2 protein-coding genes are annotated in these 2,275 nt (G+C 68.0%); both read left to right on the top strand.

The features are described from left to right. On the top strand, positions 1–1,423 hold a 1,423-nt coding region (gene istA / locus LOK55_RS13825; protein ID WP_229935833.1), incomplete at its 5' end, for an IS21 family transposase. Beyond that, complete coding sequence (locus tag LOK55_RS13820; protein ID WP_229935832.1) at positions 1,423–2,184, top strand: ATP-binding protein; 762 nt, start codon at positions 1,423–1,425, stop codon at positions 2,182–2,184. The genes istA and LOK55_RS13820, both read left to right, overlap by 1 nt. Positions 2,185–2,275: the final 91 nt, after the last annotated feature.

Below are 2,275 nucleotides of genomic sequence, written 5' to 3'. Positions count from 1 at the left end.
CGATATCGAGCGGGTCGTCGCAGCCCGGCTGGGGCGGAAGAAGCCGCCGTTGAAGGTGTTGTGGGCACGGTATCTGGAGACCGACGCCCCGGCCGGTGCACGGTTCTATGGGTATGAGCGGTTCTGCCAGATCGTCGCGGAGCACGTCCGCGTGAACGATCTGACGCTCCCGATCGCGCACGTTCCCGGACATTCGGTGCAGGTCGACTGGGCTGGGACGCAGATGCAGCTCACGGACCCGATCACGAGGGAGACGACGCGGGTGTCGGTGTTCGTCGCGTCGTTGCCGTTCTCCGGGATGGTGTTCGCGTACGGGTGTCTGGATGAGAAGCAGCCGGCCTGGTTGGACGCGCACCGGCGCGCGTTCGAGCACTTCGGCGGCGTCACCCAGGTCGTGATCCCGGACAACGCGTCGACCGCGTCGAACCAGATCTCCCGGACCGAGAAGGCCAGGGACGTGAACTCTGTCTATGCGGAGTTCCTGGAGTACTACGCCACCGCCGCGGTCCCGACCCGCTCATATCGTCCCCGCGACAAGGGGCATGTCGAAGCGGGGGTGAAGGTCGTCACGAACTGGGTGATCCATTACCTCGCCGATCGGGTGTTCGCGTCGCTGGACGAGCTGAACACCGCCGTCGCCGCCCAGGTCGACGCGATCAACGACCGGACCCCGTTCCGCGGCGAATCCCGGTCGCGTCGCGACTGGTTCACCGAGCACGAGCAGGGCGAGCTGCTCTCGCTGCCGGTGCGGCGTTGGGAGCCGGTGGTCTGGCGGAAGGCGAAGGTTCACCGGGACTGGCATATCCAGCTCGACACGATCAAGTACTCCGTCCCACACCGGTTCGCCGGCCTCACCGTCGATGTCCGGGTCATCGGGGAGCAGATCGACGTGCTCTCCGGCGGGGAGATCATCGCCACCCACCAGCACGGCCCGCGCCGCAACGGCTACGTCACCGACCCCGAGCACGCGCCCGCGCACGCGGAGACGGTGTCGGGGCTCTGGACGCGCGGGTACTTCCTCCGGCAGGCGTCGAAGGTCGGCCCCGGGACAGTCGCGGCGTTGACGAGGCTGCTGGATGGGAAGGTGATCGAGGCGCAGGGCTACCGGTCCTGCATGAACATCCTCGACCTCGGAGGGCGCGGCAGCCGGGTCCTGCTCGAGCAAGCCTGCCGCGGCTTGGTTGATGAGGACCCGCACCGGCAGATCACCTACACCGCCGTCAAGCACCGCATCACCGCGCTCCGCGCCGGACTCGACGCCCGCCCCACCGTCAGCAGCGAGGCCGGAATCGTCGTCACGTCACCGGCGGGAGTCGCGGCGCCGAGGCGTCGGGATACCAGCCGGGCGCACCTGGCCGGCGCGGGAGCGTTCAGCCTTGACGCGCTCCGATCAGCCGGCGACTCGACGGGAGGGGCGCGCTGATGCTTGACCAGCACCTCACCACCGACGACATGCCCCTGTTCACGAGACTGCGGATGACCGCGTTCGGGGAAGCGGTCATCGACATCGCGAACGACCCCACCTACGACCAGTGGACGTTCTCGCAGAAGATCCGCCACGCCCTCGAGCAAGAGACGGCAGCCCGCTCCGAACGGCGCGTGCTGAAGCTGCTGAAAGCATCACGGACACCGAACCCGGCGGCCTGCGTCGAAGACATCCACTACCTCGACGGGCGGAACCTGAACCGGGAACTCATCGCCCGGCTCGCGGCCTGCCGATGGATCGACCAGACCCACAACCTCGTGATCCTCGGCAAGTCCAGCGTCGGGAAGTCCTACCTCGCCCAAGCGCTCGTGAACGCCGCCTGCCGACGCGACTACACCGCCCGCTACTTCCGGCTCGACGACCTCGCGAACCAACTCGCCGTCTACCACCGCCAAGACGCGCAGCGGCTGACGTTCCTCACCGGGCTGCACACCTGCGATCTGCTCGTGCTCGACGACTTCCTCACCACCCCGATCACCGGGGAGACCGCCGCCGAGCTACTGAACATCCTCGCCGCCCGCGAAGGACGCGGGTCGACGGTCGTGACCAGCCAGTTCGACCCCGAGGACTGGTACCGGTCGCTACACGACGCGGTCATCGCGGAGTCCATCCTGAACCGCATCGTCAGCAACGCCGAACTCGTCCAACTCGACGGGCCGAACATGCGCCGCCACACCCACGCTGAGACCACCAGCTGAACCGGTCGCGCGGGCGCGGGCCGCTATCCGATCGCCGCGCCCGTGCTACCGGATCACTACAACCGCGCTACCCGAAGCCCCGGCTAAACAC

Origin of the sequence: Microbacterium sp. F2E (assembly GCF_020905435.1) — a bacterium.
In the GTDB taxonomy this organism is placed as follows: domain Bacteria; phylum Actinomycetota; class Actinomycetes; order Actinomycetales; family Microbacteriaceae; genus Microbacterium; species Microbacterium lacticum.
The sequence above is the reverse complement of the archived record's forward strand: the minus strand, read 5'-3'. Positions and strand labels throughout refer to the sequence as shown.